The sequence below is a fragment of the Acetobacter fabarum genome (assembly GCF_011516925.1).
Classification (GTDB): domain Bacteria; phylum Pseudomonadota; class Alphaproteobacteria; order Acetobacterales; family Acetobacteraceae; genus Acetobacter; species Acetobacter fabarum.
Genome location: NZ_WOTG01000006.1, coordinates 122,322 through 142,970, shown reverse-complemented (window position 1 = coordinate 142,970; position 20,649 = coordinate 122,322). Strand labels below are relative to the sequence as shown.

General features: G+C 52.8%; 21 protein-coding genes and 1 pseudogene. 7 read left to right on the top strand and 15 right to left on the bottom strand.

Features of this window, described 5'->3' with window-relative positions; all coding sequences use genetic code 11:
• Positions 1–126: 126 nt before the first annotated feature.
• The 3 genes and pseudogenes from GOB83_RS09330 to GOB83_RS09320 all read right to left on the bottom strand — a co-directional run bounded on the left by GOB83_RS09330 (position 127) and on the right by GOB83_RS09320 (position 1,943).
• Entirely contained in the window at positions 127–504 is a 378-nt protein-coding gene (locus GOB83_RS09330; protein ID WP_165925863.1) for a DUF2157 domain-containing protein, read from the bottom strand.
• Positions 505–694: 190 nt separating this feature from the next.
• Positions 695–977: pseudogene (locus tag GOB83_RS09325) on the bottom strand (integrase core domain-containing protein); the annotation flags it as partial.
• A gap of 81 nt (positions 978–1,058) precedes the next feature.
• Complete coding sequence (locus tag GOB83_RS09320) at positions 1,059–1,943, bottom strand: LysR family transcriptional regulator (protein WP_165925862.1); 885 nt, start codon at positions 1,941–1,943, stop codon at positions 1,059–1,061.
• Positions 1,944–2,075: 132 nt separating this feature from the next.
• On the opposite strand from GOB83_RS09320, the gene GOB83_RS09315 reads away from it, so the two are divergent.
• Positions 2,076–3,137, top strand: a complete 1,062-nt coding sequence (locus GOB83_RS09315) for an aromatic ring-hydroxylating oxygenase subunit alpha (protein WP_165925861.1) — start codon at positions 2,076–2,078, stop codon at positions 3,135–3,137.
• 8 nt (positions 3,138–3,145) lie between these two features.
• On the top strand, positions 3,146–4,102 hold the full coding sequence (locus tag GOB83_RS09310; RefSeq protein ID WP_165925860.1) for a PDR/VanB family oxidoreductase: 957 nt from the start codon (positions 3,146–3,148) through the stop codon (positions 4,100–4,102).
• Between the two features lie 115 nt (positions 4,103–4,217).
• Here GOB83_RS09310 and GOB83_RS09305 read toward each other — a convergent pair whose 3' ends face one another.
• Positions 4,218–4,790: a TetR/AcrR family transcriptional regulator gene (locus GOB83_RS09305; protein WP_165925859.1), complete on the bottom strand. Its 573-nt coding sequence runs from the start codon at positions 4,788–4,790 to the stop codon at positions 4,218–4,220.
• Between the two features lie 72 nt (positions 4,791–4,862).
• On the opposite strand from GOB83_RS09305, the gene GOB83_RS09300 reads away from it, so the two are divergent.
• A complete protein-coding gene (locus GOB83_RS09300; RefSeq protein ID WP_165925858.1) occupies positions 4,863–6,137 on the top strand; it encodes an MFS transporter in 1,275 nt (424 codons plus the stop codon).
• 17 nt (positions 6,138–6,154) lie between these two features.
• On the opposite strand, the gene GOB83_RS09295 is transcribed toward GOB83_RS09300, so the two are convergent.
• The gene (locus GOB83_RS09295; protein ID WP_194301358.1) at positions 6,155–6,946 is read right to left on the bottom strand and encodes a class I SAM-dependent methyltransferase; all 792 of its coding nucleotides are present in this window, start codon (positions 6,944–6,946) and stop codon (positions 6,155–6,157) included.
• An 88-nt stretch (positions 6,947–7,034) separates the two neighbouring features.
• On the opposite strand from GOB83_RS09295, the gene GOB83_RS09290 reads away from it, so the two are divergent.
• The gene (locus tag GOB83_RS09290; protein ID WP_165925857.1) at positions 7,035–7,838 is read left to right on the top strand and encodes an AraC family transcriptional regulator; all 804 of its coding nucleotides are present in this window, start codon (positions 7,035–7,037) and stop codon (positions 7,836–7,838) included.
• Positions 7,839–7,914: 76 nt separating this feature from the next.
• On the opposite strand, the gene GOB83_RS09285 is transcribed toward GOB83_RS09290, so the two are convergent.
• Together GOB83_RS09285 and GOB83_RS09280 are read right to left on the bottom strand one after the other, a co-directional pair.
• Complete coding sequence (locus GOB83_RS09285) at positions 7,915–8,253, bottom strand: tRNA-binding protein (protein WP_086647265.1); 339 nt, start codon at positions 8,251–8,253, stop codon at positions 7,915–7,917.
• A gap of 4 nt (positions 8,254–8,257) precedes the next feature.
• Entirely contained in the window at positions 8,258–9,253 is a 996-nt protein-coding gene (locus GOB83_RS09280; RefSeq protein ID WP_306309884.1) for a DMT family transporter, read from the bottom strand.
• Positions 9,254–9,341: 88 nt separating this feature from the next.
• On the opposite strand from GOB83_RS09280, the gene GOB83_RS09275 reads away from it, so the two are divergent.
• Positions 9,342–9,824, top strand: coding sequence for an Lrp/AsnC family transcriptional regulator (locus GOB83_RS09275; protein ID WP_165925856.1), 483 nt, complete (start codon positions 9,342–9,344; stop codon positions 9,822–9,824).
• Between the two features lie 2 nt (positions 9,825–9,826).
• On the opposite strand, the gene GOB83_RS09270 is transcribed toward GOB83_RS09275, so the two are convergent.
• From GOB83_RS09270 to GOB83_RS09250, 5 genes are all read right to left on the bottom strand, one after another.
• The gene (locus tag GOB83_RS09270; RefSeq protein ID WP_165925855.1) at positions 9,827–10,144 is read right to left on the bottom strand and encodes a DUF2247 family protein; all 318 of its coding nucleotides are present in this window, start codon (positions 10,142–10,144) and stop codon (positions 9,827–9,829) included.
• 606 nt (positions 10,145–10,750) lie between these two features.
• The gene (locus GOB83_RS09265; protein WP_165925854.1) at positions 10,751–11,272 is read right to left on the bottom strand and encodes a RidA family protein; all 522 of its coding nucleotides are present in this window, start codon (positions 11,270–11,272) and stop codon (positions 10,751–10,753) included.
• Between the two features lie 4 nt (positions 11,273–11,276).
• Positions 11,277–11,693, bottom strand: a complete 417-nt coding sequence (locus tag GOB83_RS09260; RefSeq protein WP_086647248.1) for a c-type cytochrome — start codon at positions 11,691–11,693, stop codon at positions 11,277–11,279.
• Entirely contained in the window at positions 11,693–13,294 is a 1,602-nt protein-coding gene (locus GOB83_RS09255) for a flavin monoamine oxidase family protein (RefSeq protein ID WP_165925853.1), read from the bottom strand. Before GOB83_RS09255 ends, GOB83_RS09260 begins: the two co-directional genes overlap by 1 nt.
• Positions 13,295–13,391: 97 nt before the next feature.
• Entirely contained in the window at positions 13,392–16,031 is a 2,640-nt protein-coding gene (locus GOB83_RS09250; RefSeq protein ID WP_165925852.1) for a TonB-dependent receptor plug domain-containing protein, read from the bottom strand.
• Positions 16,032–16,310: 279 nt separating this feature from the next.
• Here GOB83_RS09250 and GOB83_RS09245 point away from each other — a divergent pair.
• A protein-coding gene (locus GOB83_RS09245) for an IS5 family transposase (protein WP_165925851.1) occupies positions 16,311–17,071 on the top strand; the annotation gives its coding sequence in 2 pieces (ribosomal slippage) (positions 16,311–16,632 and positions 16,632–17,071; 762 coding nt in all).
• Positions 17,072–17,191: 120 nt separating this feature from the next.
• Here the strand turns inward: GOB83_RS09245 and GOB83_RS09240 are convergent.
• Positions 17,192–17,893 carry a pirin family protein gene (locus GOB83_RS09240; protein WP_165925850.1) on the bottom strand — a complete coding sequence of 234 codons (702 nt, stop codon included), beginning with the start codon at positions 17,891–17,893 and terminating at the stop codon, positions 17,192–17,194.
• 183 nt (positions 17,894–18,076) lie between these two features.
• Here GOB83_RS09240 and GOB83_RS09235 point away from each other — a divergent pair, with 183 nt between their 5' ends.
• Positions 18,077–18,994 (top strand): LysR family transcriptional regulator, encoded by a 918-nt coding sequence (locus GOB83_RS09235; protein ID WP_086646853.1) that lies wholly within the window; start codon positions 18,077–18,079, stop codon positions 18,992–18,994.
• A gap of 130 nt (positions 18,995–19,124) precedes the next feature.
• Here GOB83_RS09235 and wrbA read toward each other — a convergent pair whose 3' ends face one another.
• Complete coding sequence (gene wrbA, locus GOB83_RS09230) at positions 19,125–19,721, bottom strand: NAD(P)H:quinone oxidoreductase (RefSeq protein ID WP_165925874.1); 597 nt, start codon at positions 19,719–19,721, stop codon at positions 19,125–19,127.
• Between the two features lie 133 nt (positions 19,722–19,854).
• Positions 19,855–20,298, bottom strand: coding sequence for a DoxX family protein (locus tag GOB83_RS09225; protein ID WP_165925849.1), 444 nt, complete (start codon positions 20,296–20,298; stop codon positions 19,855–19,857).
• Positions 20,299–20,649 lie beyond the last annotated feature (351 nt).

The following is a 20,649-nucleotide window of genomic DNA, read 5'->3' as shown; positions in this document are numbered from 1 at the left end:
AGGACCAGTTCGTCGTTCGGTAGCGTGTGCGCTTCGGCTTGCTCATCACTCACAGCTAACAAACTGGTTTCAAACAGGGAATCCCTTGCCAGTATTTCTGCAACAAAGCCCTGATAAGCACAAAAATCAGCGCCATTCTTTCTCCGGAGCGCGGCAGCTGCAAAGCCAGACGCCAGACGCGGCCAGCACTAGAGCTCCAATCACCATCCAGATGCGGCCCAACAGCCCCCAATTCTCCTCATGAAATTTCAAGGTCAGCCAGCCCACGCCGATGGCGATCATTCCGAATAGTGCCGCAAGCACGATGTTGGCCATAAGAGAAAATCCAGCAGATGCCATCAGGCCGACAAGCCCGGCCGCCACCGCAATAGAGCCGAAGGCGACGAGGATATTGATAGCATTGCCGCCAATGTCACGACGCGCATGGCTTTTCAGCAAAGCCGCCGTCTCCGCCGAAATCACGCCCTGCTCGCAGAGCAGATCGGCATCAATCAAGATTTTCATTTATGCTCCTAAGTGGAAGTGTGCTGCCGCAGTTGATGAAGCATCTGTATGGAGCCTGATTGGCCATGATACCAGTTTGGGGAGCAGCGCGGCCAGCGTTCTTCGGCCATGCGAATGTCTGTTTCCCACTTTTCCATGACTCATATTGGACATTCTGCCCCCCATAACGGACAAATTACAGTAACTCTGGCTAGTTGTTTTGTTCTGGGGCTTGATGGGTTGAATTGATGATGAATCTTTCAGGTTCTGAAGCCATATTTTGCAGATATCTTCGTAAGGGGGGCTCTCAGGGTCTTGAACCTTCGCCCAAAGTTATAGGTCGCCATGAAGTCGTGTAGGTGTGTCCGCAACTGCGTATGACTGCCGTAATGGAAGCGCCTGACGGCTACTTCTTTGACCGTCCGGTTCATCCGTGCAACCTGACCATTAGTCAATGGATGCTTGAGTTTCGTCAGACGATGTTTGATCCCGTGGACTTCGGTAATATCCAAGCGTCCATAATCACCCTTAATACACACGACGCGCATGTGATCGCACAGCTGGCAAAAAAGCCGCTAAGCCGTCCAAGATTTTTGTTCGTCGATGAGGCGCAGACATAGCGCAGCAGCGTTGGAAATCAGTCCTTGCCGGGCATGGCAGAGCGCGAGAGTCGTCGGACGCAAGCCGGGGTCTGATAGCGGTACGAAGCTTAAACGGCCGTCGTCCCCTGCTTCAGCAACATCTAGTTGGCTGAGGACGGAAACACCGTTCCCCTGAGCAACCAGAGAACGGATTACGGCGATATTGTTCGATGACAGAGCAGAATTGACCTTTAGTCCGGTCGAGACTTCGAGCATGCGGAACTGCTCGGCAATCTCAAGCGGGTCGATCGGTCGTATGACATTCTCCCCCGACAACTGATTGAATCGGAGGGTTTTGGCGGACTGCAGTCTGTGCCCACGTGGCATGACTACGCCAAGTGGAATTTCACGAAACGCGCGTACGGTGATGTCCCGGGAGGATTGAGGGTTCAAAAGCAGCCCAAGGTCGTAGTCTCCATGAGCGATGCTCTGTGCAATGCTATCGTTAGGCAGAACGCAGATTTCGAGCGCGATGCCGGGGTAGTGTGTGCGCATAGTCGAAATGACACGCGGTAAAAAACCGTGTGCCAAGGCCTCGATCACGGCCATGCGCACTAGTCCGCGCCGCAAACCGTCCAGGTCGTCAATCTGCTCGCGTATTCTTGCAAAATCCTTGCGCCAGTCGAGCGCGCCGCGAACGAGGAATTCGCCTGCCGAGGTCAGGCGCATGCCGCTCGGCAGGCGGTTGAACAATGGAACGCCTATCTCTTCTTCCGCGGCCAGAATCTGGCGGTCGATGGCGGATGCTGAGACATTCAGATGCTCTGATGCCTTGCGGACGGAGCCCTGTCGGGCGACTTCGACAAAATAGATCAGCATTCGGGAGAAAGGCTGCACTTCAAGCGTTCTCTTTTTCTCAATGACAAATCAAAAAAATGATGTTTGAAGTTTACACGATCCATCCGCATGCTTCCAGTCGCTCAGTAGCCCCTGCATAGGATGATCCGGCATATGACAACCCTTACAGCTTCTGCCCCTTCGCTTGATCTGCCCAGAAACTGCACCTTTGACCCTGACGACTGGCGTATTCTCGCTCGGCAGTGGTACGCTGTGGCCCTTATTCGGGACGTGGATAAAGAAGGCGTTGTTGGCGCGACCCTGCTGGATGAACGGCTGGTTGTTTATAAGGTCGATGATGAAATCGTCGTAGCGAACGAACTATGCACACATCGCGGTGTTCCGCTGACGCTGGGCTCGAACCGTGATTGCAAGGGTGTGCGCTGCCCCTATCACGGGCTTCAGTTCGGAAAGGGAGGCAAGTGCATTAAGGTACCCGCGCATCCTGACAACGGTATCCCGAGCAAGCTGCACCTGAAATCCTATCCGGTTGTGCTGCGTTACGGACTTGTCTGGACCTGCCTGCGTCCAGGCGAGGAGGGAGCAATGGCCGAAGTTCCCTTTATGCCTCACTGGGACGATGCGGGATTCCAGCAGATCAACTGCCCGGCGTTCGATATTGCGGGCTTTGCCGGTCGGCAGGTTGAAGGGTTCCTTGATGTTGCACATTTTGCTTTCATTCACACAGAAACCTTTGCAGACCCAGACAATGCCCTTGTGCCGTCTTATGAGACCCGACCGACTGCAGTTGGCTTTGAAGCCGAATATTACAGCACCGTTGGGAATTATCCGCATGGCAAGCAGGATGAAACGCCCGAGGATTTTCTGTGGCTGAGGCATTTCCGTGCACACCTGCCTTTTACTGCCCATTTGACCGTTCATTTTCCCGAAGGGGGACGCCTTTCCATCCTTAATGTAGCCTCGCCTGTTTCGGCGCGGAAAACGCGTCTGTTTGTTCCGATTGCCCGGAACTTTGATACGGATCGTCCTGTGCAGGAGGTTTATGACTTCAATCGCAAGGTTTTTGAAGAAGACGCGACAATGGTCGAACAACAAAAGCCGGAAAACCTGCCGCTTGACCCGCGTTTGGAAGCCCATATTCCGGCGGATAGAAGCTCGATCAATTATCGCAGAGGCCTACGTGAGATGGGTCTCAGCCAGTTTTTCGTCGCCTGATACCTGCCATGGAACTGCTCGTCTCGGCCATTAGCATCAATGGTGACAACAATCTCGATATTGAACTGATTTGCCCAAAGGGCAATGAGCTGCCCCCTTTTACTCCAGGAGCGCATATTGATGTTCGGACACCCTCTGGTCAAATCAGGCAATATTCGCTCTGCAGTTCCCCCATGGATCGGCGCGTGTATCGGATTTGTGTGCGCAAGGATGTAAGTTCACGAGGAGGGTCTCTATCCCTTCATACTGACCTGCGGGTACGTGCGAAGGTAACAGTCTCGGAGCCACGCAACCTGTTCGAAATTCCCAATGCCCGGCGCTACCTTCTCTTTTCCGCAGGGATCGGTATTACGCCGATCATCACAATGGCTCGTTGCCTTGTCACCGATGAAAGTTATGTTGAATGGCACCATTATGAAGGACGCCGATCCTCTGTTGCCTTTCTTGAAGAAGTGAGTTCAGGCAATTTAAAAAATGTGACCACGCTTTATCTCAGTGATGAAGGAGCCAGTTTTCGAAAGATCGTACCAGAGTGTCTCCTGCGACCTGATCCCGACACAGCAATCATTGCCTGCGGACCTGACGGTTTTCTCACGCTTTTGGAAAAACGTGTGGCTGAAGCAGGGTGGGCACCAGCTCAGTTGTACAGTGAACGCTTTCGTGCGTCTCCTGTAGGCAGTTTGAACAACAAGGCCAAGGGCGAGTTTGTTGTGCAGCTTGCTTCGTCTGGTCAATGCTTCACGGTTGGAGCTGAGGATACGATCGGCCATGTCCTGTTGGAAAATGGCATTCCCGTCGAACTGTCGTGCGAGCAGGGCATGTGTGGTGCGTGCCTTACCCGCGTTCTGGAGGGTGTGCCCGACCATAAGGACGTTGTACTCAGTGCTACCGAACGTGAGGCCTGCAATCAGATAGCAATTTGCTGCTCACGCTCGAGATCACCGCTGCTGGTTCTGGATATTTAAGCTCGGGCACTTGCTTCGCAAAAAATATCCATTGCAGAGCTAGCCAGCAAAGATCACCCGACATGACCTCTTGGCGTAAATGGCTGTTTTCTCTGCCAAAGGCGCTTCATAACATTTACACGTTCTCCAGGAGGAGGCGGGCTACCATACCAGCGTGAGCCGCCGGGCCTGGTGGGGTAAAGGCCTGTCCTGCGACAAAGACACCTTCCATAAGCAATACCAGACCGGCGGTCAGTGACTCAGGGTCTCGTGCGCCCAGAAGTGCAACGCGAGAGGCAATCCAGTCAGCCATCGCCTGTTTCAGGCGCGCGGCCTCCCTGCGAACAGGGTGGTCGTGATCGGGGAACTCCAGAATTGCGTTTGTCAGCCCACAGCCGCGATAGGCCGGACGGGAGGCCCGCTCAGCCAGACCGTCGAAATAGGCGAGGATCTGGCCGCGTGGATCGTCAGGGTATGCGGCCTCAGCGTCCTCGAAGCGTGTGCGACAGGTTCGGTAAAATTCATCAAGATAGACCGCCGCCAAGCCGTCCTTGGACTCATAAGCGCGGTAGAGCGACGGCTTGGTGACGCCCGCGTTCTGCACGATTTCCTCAACACCAACGCCGCGTATTCCATTGCTGTAGAACAGTTCGCGCGCTGACGCCCGAATACGTTCGGCGGCGCTGACGCCGGTGATGGGTCGCTTCATGACATATTTCCGCTTGACGATGTTACCGACCGGTACCTACGCTGCACGCATTGTAACTTACCGGTCAGTCATATGAGCAGAAACCTTCATATCCGCAAGGGTACCGTCTTTACAGCGGTCGTGGCACTCACCTTTCTTTCCTTGCTGGCATCGGCTGGCGTGCGTTCAACACCCGGTGTTCTGATGATGCCCCTGCAAATGGAGCTGGGGTGGAGCAGGGCCACGGTTTCGTCGGTCGCCGCATTCGGTATTTTCCTCTACGGTTTTGTGGGGCCGTTCTCAGCGGCACTGATGCAGTCGATCGGCATCCGGCGTACGCTGATCGGGGCACTCCTGCTGATCGGTGCTGCGTCCGGGCTTTCGCTGTTCATGACAGCACCGTGGCAATTTTTTCTCACCTGGGGCCTGCTGACCGGTTTTGGCACGGGGGCCGTTGCAATGGTGCTTGGCGCTACAGTTGTTAACCGCTGGTTCGTGGCACGCCGCGGCATGGTCATGGGGCTGCTTGCGGCGAGTACGGCGACGGGGTCGCTGCTGTTCCTGCCCGTGCTGGCCTCCCTCGCGCAGACGTATGGCTGGCGAGGGCCAATTGTTGCTGTGACAGTTGTGTGTCTGGGTCTTGTGCCGCTCGTCGCACTATTCCTGCCAGAGCACCCCGAGCGTCTGGGGCTGGTGCCGCACGGGGCGCAGGAAGGATATGTCCCTCCCGCGCGTCCGTCGGGTCATCCGTTGCGCATTGCGGTGTTGGCGCTGCGTGAGGCGATGGGCACGCGGGATTTCTGGCTGTTGTTCCTGACGTTCTTCGTGTGCGGATTCACGACAAACGGGTTGATCGGCACGCATTTTATCGCGATCTGCGCTGATCACGGCATCGGCGCGGTTCCGGCGGCAGGGTATCTCGCGCTCATGGGGTTCTTTGACCTGTTCGGCACCACTGCCTCGGGCTGGCTCACTGATCGAGTGGATGCGCGGCGGTTACTTTTTGCTTATTACGGACTGCGCGGCCTGTCGCTGATGGCGCTGCCGTTCGTAGACTTTCATGGTGCAAGCCTGACGCTATTCGGCGTTTTCTACGGCCTGGACTGGATCGCTACGGTACCGCCAACGTTGCGTCTCGCCAACGCCGCATTCGGCGAGGCACGAGCACCGGTTGTATTCGGGTGGATCGTGTTCGGCCATCAAATCGGCGCGGCCATCGCGGCATCGCTTGCAGGTGTGTTGCGGCAGGCACAGGGAAACTATCGTGACATGCTGGTAATGGCCGGGTTTGCCGGGGTAGCCGCCGCGCTCATGGCGCTGCGGATCGGGCGGTCCCCAGCGCAGGGCGCTGTTGTTGCTGCGGAGTGAGTTGATAGCTCTTTCTCTCAAAAGCAGGGGAGGGGCTTTTCATGCCTGCTTTTGCTCCATGCCACGATTGAGACAGGGAAATAGAAATGGATCCCGTCTGCATCTTCCCATGCGCCCATGCCCAGATGATCCTGCCCTTCTGCAATATCCTTGGCAAACATCGCTTCCAGAGCACTCCAGTCCTCTGGCGCGACTTGATCCTGCAAACAGGACGCAAGGCGATATTGATGTACCACAACAGGCGAGAGGCCTGCATCAGTTCCCAGCGAGAGTAACTGATGCAGTGTCAGGGCGCTTGTATGCGAAGGATCACGGAGCGTTTCCGCACGGTCATAGTTTTTCTGGCATTCCGGAGTAGGGGTGGCGTCAATCACAATGACCCGGCCACCGGGACGGCAGACTCTTACCATTTCCGCCAGAACTTTCTCGGGTTCTTGCATGTGGTGAAAGCTGTAGCGTGTCACGACCCGGTCGAAACTGTTGGCCTGAAACGGTAAATGCAGCGCATTGCCAATATGATACGCCACCCTCACGTTCTCCCTGTCCGCACGCAAGCGTGCCTGTTCGATCATGGCGGGGGTCAGGTCGATGCCTGTGACCTCTGCGCCAACGCGGGCCAGTTCACACGCGACAATCCCTGGACCGCAGGCGACATCAAGCACCTTCATGTCTTTGGTAACTGCGCAGGCAGCAAGCGTCTGGGCCATGCTTTCCGTCTCTGCGTGAATAGCCAATTCGGCAAATGGTTTTGCCCAGCGTGTAAACTGGTCAACGATCCGGGTATCATGCGGTGTGCGTGAAGCAGACATCTCTATTCCTTTCCTTGGCGTTTCAGGATAAGGAAAGGACGGGTGGCCGTCTAACGCCATCCGGCCATAAATGAGCGGATACCGGCCAATGAAAAACCTGACCTCCAGAGAGACACAAGGTGTTCTTGTCGAGAACAGGCTGGATGGCCCGGGGAGGCCCGGCTTTGCATTCCGTAATCCATCTTCCGCCATCTTTTATGACTGGCACGCGCATCCATGCCACCAGATTACATATGCAAGACGCGGCACGACACAGATCGAGGGTCCGGACGGACATCATCTGTTACCCGCGGCGCATGCCGTATGGATTCCGGCAGAAACACGCCATCGGACCATGATCCGAGATCTGGACGGTGTTTCCGTCTATTTTGATCCGGCGTATTTCCCGCATGGCCACATGGAGCATATCCACACATTCCCCATAACGACCATGTTGCAGGAGATGTTGCTCCACACTGTGCGTTGGCAGCCCGGCTCAACTGAACATGATCCCATTGCCCGAAGTTTTTTTCAAACCGTTGGTTTGCTCTGTATGGAGCAAATGCAGGCGAAAACTACACGGGTTTTCACGCTACCGCGTGCCACCCACCCGTCTATCGTGAGGGCTATGGACGCAGCCCTTGCCCGCCCCGGGCAGGTAAATCTGAGCTTGATGTTGCATCATGCTGGAATGTCGGAACGTAGTTTCCGCCGCCATTTCCATGCAGAAACTGGCATGACATGGCAGGAGTGGATCGCTCAGGCCCGTCTCTTCCACGCAGCAAACCTGCTTGCCGAAGGGCAACGGGTAACGGATGTGGCAGCTGGTGTCGGTTACGCATCCCTTAGTGCATTCGCAAAAGCGTTTACGAACCTGATGGGGATGTCGCCGGTCCGTTTTCGGAACTTATAAACAAATGCCCGGACTGTAGGCGCTTGCCTCCTGTCTGCTTCAGGGGGGGGGGAAATTATTAGGTAAGGTTTGTTTGTTAAAACAATCGACTACCATTGGGGACTTGACGTTCAGGTTCAATCAGCACGACGTTCTTCTGGGTATCATAAAACCCAAGCGTCAAGACTTCCGAAATAAACGGCCCAATCTGTCGAGGTGCGAGATTCACAACACAGGCCACTTGTCGGCCAATTAAATCAACAGAAGTATATAAATCCGTAATTTGAGCACTAGATTTTTTTAATCCAATGTCAGGGCCAAAATCAATCTTCAGTTTCCATGCCGGTTTCCGTGCTTCTGGAAAAGGTTCAACTTCAATTATGGTACCTACGCGAATATCAGTCTTCTGAAAATCATCGAAAGAAATGAGTGTCACAATTTTATACTCCACTTTTGTGTGATGCTGTTGCAGCGTTATTGAGATCGCGATGATGTTTTCGATGCACTGATACACATGTCATTACACTGCAAACAATGAATGTAAATGCGGCCACTTCAATGGGACGCGGCCACCGATGTTCCCAGAGAAAACCGTAGATAAGGGCAAAAAGCGTTTCAAAAAGAATCATCTGTCCCGTCATGGTCAAAGGAAGTAAACGGCTCATTTGGTTCCATAAAACATTGCCAAAAAAGGAGGCAATGATTGCAACTGCGGTAGAGACCTCCACAAACCTACCCCATGAGGTGAGATCGTGCTTTAAGTGGCCAAGGAGGAGCGCAACGGGGATAAGACAAATGGCCTGAGCGCCAGTTACAAGACCCACAAGAAGGTTCCAATCATGAATTGATACTGTGCTTAGGCGGGCAAGACTGCGACTATTGCCGACGGCATAGGTGGTCCAAGACAAAAGTGCGGCAACGGACCATAACAACCCCATACTCGTCTGATGTGTCGCCTCAGGCGCTCTAAGGGCTTGCCAGCCAATACAAACTGCACCTGCGCAACACAGAAGAAGTGATGGGAAGAGAGTTATAAGAGGGATGGCCTCTTTGTCGCGGCTCCCAATAATCGTGACGGCGACAGGAAGAAATCCTATTACCAAGGAGGTCAATGCTATCCCACAACTCTGTATTGCTTTGGAAAGTAGAATATAATATAAAGTATTTCCAAATAGAGAAAGCCAGAAAAGAGCGCGCCAGTCCTGTTTGTCAAGGCTTGATGTGAGTATGGGCCAACGGGGGATAATGACTACAAAAGCAATTATCCCGTAGGCTAGAAAGCGCCCTATAGCCAGTTCAAGAGGAGTAAAATCTCGCACAAGTTCGGGGGCAAGAAATACCAACCCCCATAATGCACCTGCACCAACACCGCATAACGTGCCCAAAGGGATATTGTGGATGCTTTGAAGGCGCTTTTCTGTTTCCACACTGCTCACAACGTTATCTCCTTAAAAGGAGACATATCACCGAGAAAATGATTTTTGTGCTCTTGATTTACCCTTAAAATGCAACAAAAACTCACTTATGAATAAAAAGACCATCACGAAACCACTGGACAAGTTTGACAGGGCAATCCTGCGCATTGTTCAAAAAGACAATAAAACACCGCAACGGCAGATTGCGGATATTGTTCATCTTTCAGCAGCCGCTGTGCAAAGACGTATTGCCGCTATGGAAAAGAGCGGCATTATCAAGCAAAATTCTGCTGTCCTAGATGTGCATGCTGTTGATATGAACATTACGGCTATTGTTGAAGTTCATCTAAGGGATGAACGTATAGAAACTGTAGATTTGGCAAAAAATCTATTTAAATCAACGCCTGAAGTTCAGCAATGTTATTACGTAACCGGCGGTATTAGTTTTGTACTAATTATCGTTACTGCCGATGTGAAGGCATATGAACAAATAACGCGTAGAATTTTTGCTCAAAATGATTTTATAGCCAAATACCGTTCTCTTATCACACTGGACCGGGTGAAATCAGGTAGCGAGATCGTTATTCCCTAATGTCAGCTAAAGGTAAACCATCTTACAGCTAATAACATCCAGCGTTCGCGGACCAATTCATCGGGAACCGTATATTTCTGCGCTTGCTGAAAGACCAATGTCTTTAGGGCTGGTTCATCATTGTTTATTCTAGCGATAGCTAATGAAGTATATAAATATTCATTTCTCAGAGCGAGAACCTCAGCTAATTCTGCAATTGAGCTCACATCAAGCCAGTGGTTAGACAAGGCCCATGCCAAGTCCCCCCAATCGACTTTAATATTCTGTTCGACGAACTCTTTGATGAACTTGGGGAAAGGCTTGTAATCCAATTTATTCATCCTACCGCCATGGCTTGATGAAGTTCTAATACAGTCTAATCTGGTCTGTAGCCAGACGAGAGGGGCAGAGTTTCTTCTAATTTTCTATAGGTAAACATAAAGAGTGCTTTTGGGACACTTCCCGGCATTAATAAACATTCAATTCCACTAGGATTTCCGGAATCCCGTTTTTTATAGGAGTTAATGTGAAGTTAAGTGAATTGCATGATTCTAGCTTAATCCAGTTAACGTTGGATTGGCGATCGGGTTTGTTGTCTTGTCGTCTCAATACTGGGGAGGAGCCAGTAATCTTGGTGGCAGATAGAGTCAAAAACTGACCTGCCCCAGAAAACACCCATGGGGTGCAAGTGTCTCGATAAATGAAGTTAAAGCGTATGACATCGATGGGGGATTGTGCATACAAATGGAAATACAAAGTGGTGATAAAATCGAGATTATTTGTGAAGGCTTTAATCTACAGCAATATTATTGATTAAGCAGGATTATGGTCATTATCGCAATGAGAGTGTATTGCTTTTGATCTTAATTTAACCAGACAATTATGAACCAAAATACGATTTTTGACATGCCCACAACTCTCTCGACTTGTGAGCATGTCTTGCGTTGTTAGTGGTGAGCCGGCCTGACTGCGGTAACCTCAATTTCTACCAGCCACCCTGGGTTGGCGAGTTGCGCAACACCAAAAGCAGAGCGAACCGGCAGGTTGGGCTGTGACGCGGTGCCAAAAAACTTCGTGTAGCCTTTCATCATGCCTTCAAAATCAAGCTTTTTGGTTTTTGCGTCTGCCACCATGAAAACATGCATCTGCACTACGTCGCCCATGGTCAGCCCCATGCCTGCAAGTGTCTCCTCTATTCGTTTGAGAGCCCCTTCCGTCTGTGTGGCCATGTCACCATACGCTTCCAGACTTTTCTGGGGTGCTTTCGTATTGACGACAGGGGCGCCCATGCCGCTCAGGTAGATGGTGGAAGAACCAGCAGGCACTTCAATAGCTGAAGCAATAGGAAAAGTGGCTTCGTTATGCCTTACAATGTCACTTTGAGCATGCGCTTGTGCAAAGGATACGGACGCCGCCAGAACAGTTGTTGCAAAAAGGGCAGAAACCCCTCCGGCCTTGAATACACGCATAGTCTTATTGCTCCTCGGCTGTCAGGTGCGGGCGCATAAGAGCGACCTCTGACGGGTTAAGTTTATCTGTGTAATGGTTGCCAAAATGTGTACGAATATAGTCCACCACATCCGCAATCTGTTTGTCATTCAACAAACCGGAAAACCACGGCATGGCTCCATAACCGTTAAGGATAACGGTTGCAGGGTAGCTGGCAACCTGCAAGCGCGGATTATGGGCTAAAGCAGGGATTTGCGCCCCGGCACCAACAGCGCCTTGACCCTCTGCCATGTGGCAGCTCTGGCAGATGTGGCGGTAGACTGCCTCGCCCGATGGCAAGGCTTCCATTTTACCAGAAATTGCACTCGCGCTATCTGCCCGTGCAAAACCGGCTGGTGCCGTAGCAGCCACGAGCGCTGACAAAAGAAGAAATTTTCGCATCAGGCTGCTCCCAAGGCTCGTTTATGCAAACGTGTGACCGCATCCAGCGCGGATAGGATGGCGCCTTCCTGCCAGCACCCGACATACGATGCATGCTCGCCAGCCAGAACAACCCTCTGGTCAATGGAACACAGCGTTTTATAGTGTGTTTTGCGTGCTTCTTCGCTCCACATCGAGCAGCACCCTAAAGTCCATGGCACCCGGCTCCATGCGAAACTCACGCCATTGAGGAATTCCTTCCTGTATTGAGGATGAAAAGCCAGCCCCTGCTTTATACCCTGTTCCAGTCGCTCCTGAGGCGACATCCCTGCAAAGTCATATGCCGCAGGGCCAAACATATAGCCGCCAAGCAGCACTGCCGGTCCCTTGGAAAAAATGCCGTGGCTCGGGTAGGAAATCTGACTGATAGGTTGATCCGTAAAGCTGATGCCACCGTAAATCTGGTCATCTTCCTCCCAAAAACGGCGTTTGAATTCCAGGCCAAGCTTAACGGAAGAGGCATAGGGCACTGCACCAATGGCGGCTTTCATACCGTCGCTTACCTGCACATCCAGCTGTGACAGAATGGACAGGGGAATTGTGCAAACGCAATAATCGGCCTTTGCCTGACGAACCACACCACCATGCTGCATGTCGTTATAGGTAACACTGACGCCATGATCATCCTGATGAATGGCCGTGACCTTGCAGTTGAGTTGCAACAGGTCTTTTACCTGTCTGGTAAAAGCCTTACCAATGTTGTCCATCCCCCCTACGGGTTGGAACATCGTTGTCTGCATATCCAGCCGCTCGTGGAATGCCATCCAGTTCCATAGACCGGATTTCCAGATTTCTCCTCGGTTCATCAGGTCAGAAGGGATCGGGGCTCCGTTCAGTCCGCCCCCTTGTGGCTTTTCAAATCCGCGGCGTAACGAGCTGATGTTGCCCTTTGTGTAAGCCAGTTCCGGGGTGAGGGCGCCCCAGCCCTGCATGGCATCTTGCAGATGCGCCACCTCATCTGGGGTAACCAGATCATCGAGTTTATGCTGGTCCACGGCTTTGGCCAGAAGCTCTGCCGTAAAGCCGGTAAAATCCGCAGCCAGCTCCCGGTAGCGCACGGCTTTGCCACCGAAAGAACCCGTCGAATGGAGCCAGCTATTATGGTTTAGCTCAATAAAGGGTTCCAGTTGCACACCAAACTCACGGCAGTAGTACAAAAGCCCCTGATGGTGGTAAGGAATACGCCACGGGCCGGGGTTAATGTAATTCCCCGGTGCAAAGCCAACCTTTTGTGTGGCACCACCCAGTTCTGTTACTGTATCTCCTCCGCGCAGGCTGATGTTGCGGCCACCGCTGCGTGTCTGGAATTCAATGATTTTGACATTATAGCCCGCTTTGCGCAGTTCATACGCACTCAGCATACCTGCAAGGCCAGCACCCAGCACCAGAACTGACGTTCCTTTTTTAGCACCAGATAATTTGGGAGGGCCTGCAAAATCTGTGCCCATTGCATGGCCCATGCTGGTCATGGCCTGATACAGTGCCACACTTCCCGCCAACGTACCTATGCGGCTCAAAAGTTGCCGCCGTGTTTGTGAATGGGTGTTTGATGGACTTGCCATTGAGTATCCCTGCTTTTCTTTTACTCACGGTTCAACAAAAGCCAAACCGACAAATATGGATGACGTTTGAAAAAACAGACGTCATCCATAATATGTTTTAGAAATCCGCGTTCAGGCGGCCGTAGTAGTAGGCACCGGTGATTGGCACCTGAAGGGAAAACTGGTCGTAAGGCTGCGCGCCACGGGAGTTGTTGATCTGCGCAACCATGCGGGGTTTGACATCGGAAATATTGTTAACACCAACCGCCATGTGCCAGTTCTTGTTAAAGCGGTAGCCAATTTCAATATCTGTCATCCAGCGCGGTGTGTTCTTGAACTGGTTGAAGCAGGTATTCGAGTAAGCCAGCTTTCCTCCACTTGCACAGGGTGTGTTCTGGTTCTGCCAGTCATAGTAGGTCAGCATGGACGTTGTTTCGCCATACCGGGTTTCACGCACGTTAAAGTCCCAGTTTTTGTAACGGTAGAATGCGTTCAGGATAATCTTGCTACGTGGGTAAGCCGTTGTGATGTAGGAAATGTTCTGTGCATTGAGCAAAGGATTACCATTTGTATCCAGTGCATTGTGGTGCAGACGGGTGCGGTTGAGATCAAGCGCCAGTGTCAGCGCCAGAGTGCCGGTCGTGCGGAAGCGGAAGGTATAATCGGCTTTAATATCCAGCCCCTGTGTACGGGTGCTGGCGCCGTTGGTCATGAAGTATGCAGATACGTTGTCGGCAATCAGACCATTGGAAGGGAGCAGATAACCAAGCTGCTCAATGGCCGAAATAGCGCTGTTACCATTGACCGTGCCCCCACCTACAATACGGTCACGCAGGTTGATCTGGTAAACGTCTGCTTCAACATGGAGGCCGCGGATCGGTTCAATCACAACACCACCGCTGGCGCTGACGGAACGCTCCGGTTTAAGCTTGCTGGCGCCCAGTGTGCGGGCTGCCGCCGAATCAACAGGCAACAGGCCGGAAGCACCGTTGGGGTCCACGTTCATGGCGGAATAGTGCTGTTCCGGCAGGGTAGGGGCACGGAAACCCGTGCTGATGGTTCCACGGAAGGCAATGCGCCGCGTCACATCATAACGGGTGGAAACCTTGCCGTTTTCAGCATTGCCGACGTCCGTATAGTGCTCAAAGCGCCCGGCAAAATCCAGGTCCCAGTTTTTAAGCGGATGGAAGTCTCCATCCACGTAGCCGGCCCAGATGTCACGGCTCCAGCTTCCAGCGCTCTGCGGGCCAATGCCTGCATAGCCCTGCGTGCCGCCCAGAAGGTAGGAAGCCGCGTCACCCGCTGTCAGGTCGTATGTTTCCAACCGGTGTTCAGCACCAAAAGCCAGCAGCATTGGCACTTTTTGAGCGATGTTGAAGTGCCGCCGGAAATCGAGGTTATTGGTCCATTGTGCAAGCCTGTATGTTTCTGCGCGCACGTTGGTCGGTGTCCAGCCGCAGCCGAGGGATGAATAATTGGCCGATGTGCTATCCAGCGAACAGTCGGACGACAGCATGCCGGTATTAGCGGTGTTTTTATTGCCGATTTTGGTTTCGTCAGCACCGTAAGTGGTGCTCAGATCCCAGTCAAAGCCAAAGAAATCATCGCCCTTAAGGCCGATTGTCGCGGCGTAGTCGTTCTCGCGGATGGTTTCGAGCGGTGAAAAACCGGAAGGGTAATAAGTTGGGGCAATGGTGGGAATACGGTAGTTTTCGTATGCCTCGCCATAACGATGCGCGTAAGTGATCAGGCCATAGAACTGAATGTCGTCGTTAATTTTTTTGCCAAAATCAATAGCAAGGTTTTCCCGCGTTTCTTCCGGGGTGCTCATGATTTTGTTGGAATCAAGCGGCAACTTCATGGCGTTGGCCACCACACCATTATAATAACCGGTGGTGGTCGCACCATCAGGCCAATACCCTAAGAGTCGGTGGTCTTTGGTTTTGACAACGTAATGATCTGTATGTGTGATCTGGCCTGAAAGGTGGATATAACCATCCTCACCCAGCTTTAAACCGCCATCTGCGTTCAGCTGATACTGCCAACCATCACCATTATAGGCATTGGCCCCGGTCTGGGCTGACATATGCAGGCCGTGGTCATCTTTTTTGGTGATAATGTTTACAACGCCCGCTATGGCATCTGAACCGTACATAGCGGCAGCGCCATCTTCCAGTACTTCAATATGATCAATGGCATTTGCCGGGATCATATTTAAGTCAACACCGGTCGAACCAAACTGGGGGCCTGCGTCCGCAACAATGTTCGCCGTGGAATGGCGGCGCTTGCCATCGACAAGAACCAGCACTTCGTTCGGGTTAAGACCACGCATCTGGATGGAGGATGTTAGCGCAGCACTATCTGCCGCCATGGCCTGCACGTTGATTGATGCGTATGTGCGCACCAATGAATCAGCCAGATTAACCTGACCGGAACGGCGCAATGTTGCTGCCGTTAATACGGTTACAGGGGATGAGCTTTGCCTTGCCTTGCGGTTGGTGGAATGCGTGCCGGTTGAAACATTAACGGTTTCAACGTCCGCGGCGTACAATGCCTTGGTGTTATCCTTTTTACGGGCAGAAGATGTTGAAGTCGGCGTAGTAACGCGAGCGGTCGATTCGTTCGTTATTTTAGCGGAATGTTCGTGTGAAGCTTTCCGATGCGTCGTAGCCGTTCCGGTCGTTTCTGCCACAGAAAGCGAAGGCAAAACGGTGCAGAGTGTGGAGGCAAGCAGAGAAAAGCGGCGTGCTAATCGCATATTTCATGTCCCACTTGTAAAGAATTATTACTCGTCCTCCGTATTACATTTCGATATAGAAATGACATAAAAAAACATATCAGCCTTGCCTATTTTGCACACCGTTGCGGAATCGCAACACACGGCTTTCCGCATTGGGCAGGGAACCTTATTGCGGCCATACGGCGTAGTACGTAGCAGTTTGGTTCAGTCAGGCCTGCTAATGCTGCATTTCGCTAGGCTCAGGACCCATTGATATGAGCGGCAGGATGTGATCCAGGCTCCTTGAGGAGACTGAAGATGAGTGACCTGTATTGGCTGACGGACGAGCAGATGGATCGTCTGCGGCCCTTTTTCCCGAAGAGCCATGGTAAACCTCGCGTTGACGACTGTCATGTGTTGAGCGGGATCATTTTCGTGAACCGAAATGGCCTGCGCTGGCGTGATGCTCCCCGGGAATACGGTCCACACAAGACGCTCTACAACCGCTGGAAGCGCTGGAGTGCTATGGGGATATTCATCCGCATGATGGAGGGACTGGCTACCGGCAAGGCAGAGCCTCAGACGATCATGATTGATGCGACCTATCTCAAGGCCCATCGCACGGCGTCAAGCCTGCGGTTAAAAAAGGGGGCGCAGGCCGTCTGATCGGGCGGACCAAAGGCGGGATGAATACGAAGCTGCATGCCGGCACCGACCGGAACGGACGTCCGCTCGACTTCTTCATGACAGCAGGTCAGGTCAGTGATTACACTGAGGCGGCTGCCCTTCTGGACGGTCTCCCGCCAGCCGAATGGATGCTGGCAGATCGGGGCTATGACGCTGACTGGTTCAGGGATGCCCTGGAGGAGAAAGGGATCAAACTCTGTATTCCTGGTCGAAAATCTCGTGGAAAACCGGTCAAATACGACAAACGGAAATACAAAAGACGCAACCGTATCGAGATCATGTTCGGCAGGCTCAAAGACTGGAGACGGGTCGCAACACGCTATGACAGATGCCCCCCGACCGTCTTCTTCTCGGCAATCTGCCTCGCTGCAACCGTCTTGTTCTGGCTATGAGTCCTGAGCCTAGGGGGCGGTTGGGGCCAGACCATACGCCCCCCTAAAACGCGGCTCTCAGATCATATTCTCTGATCATGCGTTACGGTTAAGGGGAGCAGAGCACTGCTCTGCCCACCCTTATGGAGCTGTATCAACCAGAACCACTTCTGCGTCTGTAAGTGCCCGCACCTTGAGGATATCCGTATCCGCAATTGCAGCGCCATCGCGCTCGCTCACGGTTTTGCCCTCTATCTCGACAGCGCCTTTGGCAACGACAAGATAAGCCAGCCTTTCGATACCCAGATGGTATTCGGTGGCCTCGTCCTTCCTCAACGTCGCACCCAGCACGCGTGCATCGGTGTGAATGGGAAGGGCGTCACCATCATTCTGGTAGCCCGATGCCAAAGTAACGAACCTGCCTGCACGGTCGTCTTTTGGAAAAGCGCGGGTGCCCCATGATGGGGCATGCCCGGCCCGGTTCGGCATGATCCAGATCTGGAAGATACGGGTGGTTTCATCCTCCAGATTATGTTCGCTGTGCCGGATCCCGGTGCCTGCGGACATAACCTGCACATCCCCTGCAACAGTGCGCCCTTTGTTGCCCAGACTATCCTGATGTGTAATCGCACCTTCCCGCACATAGGTGATGATTTCCATGTTCTCATGCGGGTGAGTGCCAAAGCCTGTGCCCGGGGCAATGGTATCATCATTCCAGACGCGTAGAGCGCCCCAGTTCATGCGTGCGGGATCGTAATAATTGGCGAAGGAAAAGTGGTGTTTTGCATCCAGCCAGCCATGGTTGGCGTGGCCGAGTTTGTCGTAGGGACGGACTTCAATCATGGTCTGTTTTCTCCTGATCAGTCGTGTGATGTTTTTCTGGGATCAGGCTATTCGCAGTGCCGGATATTAGATATGGCAATCATGGAAAGATATTGTTTCTGATTTTGGCATACAGCATGGCGACAGGCGACTGAAAACAAGATATGGAAACTGTAACCATCAACTGTTTCTCAGGGCAATATCATGCGCCTTCCTGACTTTGAAGCATGGGCCATTTTTGCAAAAGTGGCTGAACTGGGGTCGTTTGCCAGAGCGGCAGAAGACATCCAGCTTTCAAAACCCACCGTTTCCAAAGCCATAGGGCGCTTGGAGCAGGCACTCGGGGTAGCACTTTTCAGTCGTAATTCCCGCCATATCTCCCTGACAGAAACAGGGCGAACGCTACTGGGGCATGCCAACCGTATTTTGGCAGAAGCAGAGGCAGCGGAAACAGAGGCCAGAGGGGGCACACAGCGCCCATCCGGTCTTATCAGGATTGCCGCCCCCATGACATTTGGCATCCGCCATCTGTCCCCCGTTCTGCCTGCTTTTCTTGCACAGTATCCGGATATTGATATTACGGTTGATTTTAGTGATGCACTCGTGGACCTTGTGGCCGATGGGTATGATGTTGCATTGCGTATTGCCTCCCTTGCAGATTCATCCCTGCGGGCCCGCAAACTGTGTGAAGTCCGGCTGCTGCTGGCGGCGAGCCCCGAGTATCTGGACCGGGTAGGGCGTCCTACTCACCCGCGTGATCTGGAGGGGCAGAAGAGTTTTGTTTACACCAATACTTCCGCCCCCGGAAAAGTTCGGCTTCGGCAGATTAAAAGCGGGAACGAGTTTGTTCTAACGCAGACATCCCGCTTCCGGGCGGATAATGCCGTGGCTTTTCTGCCTGCTCTTGCCGCAGGTCTGGGGTTTGGTGTGTTCCCTGAATTTATGGTGGGGGAAGGATTGGCGTCCGGCCAGTTTGAACGGGTATTACCCGATTGGGAGGCTCCAGCTATTGCGCTGTATCTGGTCACACCGTCCAGTTCGCTCAGGCCCGTGCGGGTGACAGCGCTACTTGACTATCTGGTGGAATGCTTTGGTCAGGCCGAATGGGTCGGGTGCGTTTAATAGCCCAGTGTCCCTATTGATCTATGTGAGTTCAAAAACCGATAAATAACGTCATATCAATAAAACTCCCCGTATCAGCATGGAACCGATACGGGGAGAGGTGGCAGACCTGTGGCCTGCCAATGTGTTGTTAGCTCAGTTTTTTTGCAATTCCCGCAACGTGCTGACCGAGGAATCTGGCCCCGTCCAGTTCGTTAGCACTTGGCTGGCGTGACCCGTCACCCGCGGCAATTGTCGTGGCACCGTAAGGTGAACCGCCAGTCACTTCATCCAGCTTGAGCTGGCCCTGAAAGCTGTAGGGCAGGCCACTAATGAGCATGCCGTGGTGGATCAGGTTGGACATCAGGGAATACAGAGTTGTCTCCTGCCCGCCATGCTGGGATGCGGTTGAGGTAAAGACAGCGCCAACCTTGCCGATCAGTGCCCCTTTGAGCCACAGCCCGCCGGTCTGGTCCCAAAAATTTGCCATCTGGGCAGGAAGACGCCCGAACCGCGTGGGGGCACCAATAATGATCGCGTCATAATTGGGCAGGTCGTCCGTTGTTGCAACCGGTGCGCCCTGCTCCGTTTTAAAGTGGTGTGCCTTGGCAACATCTTCAGGCACCAGTTCCGGAACCCGCTTGATATCGACCTCAAGGCCCGCGGCCCGGACCCCTTCGGCCACGGCATTAGCCATGGCTTCGATGTGTCCGTAAGAGGAGTAATAAAGAACAAGAACTTTAGCCACCTTGGAATCCTCCGTTGGTGTTAAAAACAGTTTCCGTAACGTGTTCAGAAACGCCATGACGATACGTCCTGTGTAAGGGATGGATAGGTCAAAGCTGGAAACTCTCAGTTTCCGATTTTGGTATGGAGTAGTTTCAGGATTTTATGCGTGAAGTGCCCGAAGAAGCATTTTTCATCACGGCATCAAGCGAAAAACGGCCGGGACCCGCGGCTGCAAGAGCCAGAAACCCACCAGAAATACTGAAATTTTTATAAAAATGAATCCACATATCGTACCGCTCCATGCCTGAAAATGTCCAGTAATGGTGGCCGATAAACGCCGTGACGATCGTGTAGAGCGCGAAAAGAATAGCAATAGGTGAGGTCAGGCGCCCCAGTGCGACAAACAGGCCCAGACCCAGTTCAACCAGAATGGCCATAATGGAAGACAGGTAAGGCAAAGGTGCGCCTGTTGCCGTCATGTAAGCGACTGTGCCTGAAAAACCAGTCAGTTTTCCCCAGCCCATCAAGACAAAAAGCGTGGCAAGGAGCAGGCGGGATGCAAGGAGGACCAGATCACGCAGGAGAGGTGAAGTCATGGCGGCATCTCTTTCATCAAAAGAAAAGCAGCGGGTTCTGTGCTGCCGGTGCCTGTTTTTAAGAGCCTTTAAAGGTGCAATAAATAGAAATGGAATAAACACAATGTTTCCATTTATTGTCTATTGTGGGTGTGAGCTGGCCCAGCCACCCAAGAGATGGTGTGCATGGGAGGCTGGCAAATGGGGTGGTTTCAGGTGGGCTGATTATGGGCCAAGCAGTCTAAAAAATAGCTATATAGTCATCTGCCTCTTCCCGCAGGCTCTGTTTTGCCTGAAGGGAGTAGGTCTGACCGCGAGGCTAAAGTTCTGCCGGCAATGGGAACGTGAGACAGCCCCCAGACACAGAAGAAC

What these genes read in the sequence shown, in the direction of transcription:
- GOB83_RS09330 (WP_165925863.1), bottom strand. Translation starts at nt 504, where the DNA reads ATGAAAATCTTGATTGATGCCGATCTGCTCTGCGAGCAGGGCGTGATT.
- GOB83_RS09320 (WP_165925862.1), bottom strand. Translation starts at nt 1,943, where the DNA reads ATGCTGATCTATTTTGTCGAAGTCGCCCGACAGGGCTCCGTCCGCAAG.
- GOB83_RS09315 (WP_165925861.1), top strand. Translation starts at nt 2,076, where the DNA reads ATGACAACCCTTACAGCTTCTGCCCCTTCGCTTGATCTGCCCAGAAAC.
- GOB83_RS09310 (WP_165925860.1), top strand. Translation starts at nt 3,146, where the DNA reads ATGGAACTGCTCGTCTCGGCCATTAGCATCAATGGTGACAACAATCTC.
- GOB83_RS09305 (WP_165925859.1), bottom strand. Translation starts at nt 4,790, where the DNA reads ATGAAGCGACCCATCACCGGCGTCAGCGCCGCCGAACGTATTCGGGCG.
- GOB83_RS09300 (WP_165925858.1), top strand. Translation starts at nt 4,863, where the DNA reads ATGAGCAGAAACCTTCATATCCGCAAGGGTACCGTCTTTACAGCGGTC.
- GOB83_RS09295 (WP_194301358.1), bottom strand. Translation starts at nt 6,946, where the DNA reads ATGTCTGCTTCACGCACACCGCATGATACCCGGATCGTTGACCAGTTT.
- GOB83_RS09290 (WP_165925857.1), top strand. Translation starts at nt 7,035, where the DNA reads ATGAAAAACCTGACCTCCAGAGAGACACAAGGTGTTCTTGTCGAGAAC.
- GOB83_RS09275 (WP_165925856.1), top strand. Translation starts at nt 9,342, where the DNA reads ATGAATAAAAAGACCATCACGAAACCACTGGACAAGTTTGACAGGGCA.
- GOB83_RS09270 (WP_165925855.1), bottom strand. Translation starts at nt 10,144, where the DNA reads ATGAATAAATTGGATTACAAGCCTTTCCCCAAGTTCATCAAAGAGTTC.
- GOB83_RS09265 (WP_165925854.1), bottom strand. Translation starts at nt 11,272, where the DNA reads ATGCGTGTATTCAAGGCCGGAGGGGTTTCTGCCCTTTTTGCAACAACT.
- GOB83_RS09260 (WP_086647248.1), bottom strand. Translation starts at nt 11,693, where the DNA reads ATGCGAAAATTTCTTCTTTTGTCAGCGCTCGTGGCTGCTACGGCACCA.
- GOB83_RS09255 (WP_165925853.1), bottom strand. Translation starts at nt 13,294, where the DNA reads ATGGCAAGTCCATCAAACACCCATTCACAAACACGGCGGCAACTTTTG.
- GOB83_RS09250 (WP_165925852.1), bottom strand. Translation starts at nt 16,031, where the DNA reads ATGCGATTAGCACGCCGCTTTTCTCTGCTTGCCTCCACACTCTGCACC.
- GOB83_RS09240 (WP_165925850.1), bottom strand. Translation starts at nt 17,893, where the DNA reads ATGATTGAAGTCCGTCCCTACGACAAACTCGGCCACGCCAACCATGGC.
- GOB83_RS09235 (WP_086646853.1), top strand. Translation starts at nt 18,077, where the DNA reads ATGCGCCTTCCTGACTTTGAAGCATGGGCCATTTTTGCAAAAGTGGCT.
- GOB83_RS09225 (WP_165925849.1), bottom strand. Translation starts at nt 20,298, where the DNA reads ATGACTTCACCTCTCCTGCGTGATCTGGTCCTCCTTGCATCCCGCCTG.